The 513-nt window shown below is 64.1% G+C and carries 1 protein-coding gene; it reads left to right on the top strand.

The window, feature by feature from the left end; all coding sequences use genetic code 11:
- The coding region (locus tag AC1DX0_RS37105; protein ID WP_477359696.1) for a hypothetical protein at positions 1 to 390 on the top strand (390 nt) is incomplete at its 5' end.
- Positions 391 to 513 lie beyond the last annotated feature (123 nt).

The raw sequence follows: 513 nt of genomic DNA, 5'->3' as shown, positions 1-513 counted from the left end.
GCGGCAATTGTCTATGGGTTCGCAGCGCTTATGGCGCTCTGCGGTCTCGGCTTCCTGCTCGGGGCCGCCTATATCTGGGCTGCCGACCGCTATGGCTCGCTGGCCGCCTGCCTCGGCTTTGGAGCCGGCTTCCTGGTGATCGCCGGGCTCATCCTGCTCATCCACCAGATATCGGCCGGTTCGCGCGCACGGCGCCGCGCCAGACGGCGCAATGCCGATATGAAGGCGATCGGCATCGCAGCGGCTCTCGCCGTGCTGCCGACGCTGCTCAAAGGCAAAGGCGGTCTGGGTGTCATACTTGGCCCGGCGGTGGCGCTCGCCGCCTACGCCATCTATCGTGAGAACGTAAAGCCCGGCCCTGACGATCCGGATGGCGGAGAAGATAGTTAGCGCGTCACTTCGACAAATCTTCGAGCGGCATCGATATTTCGGCGAACACGCCTTCGGGGCGGAATTCGTGGGTCACTTCGCTTGAGATGACCTTGGCCAGGCTGCGGCGGATCAGGATCGAGC

It is taken from the genome of Mesorhizobium sp. P3_A9, assembly GCF_056402975.1.
The sequence above is the reverse complement of the archived record's forward strand: the minus strand, read 5'-3'. Positions and strand labels throughout refer to the sequence as shown.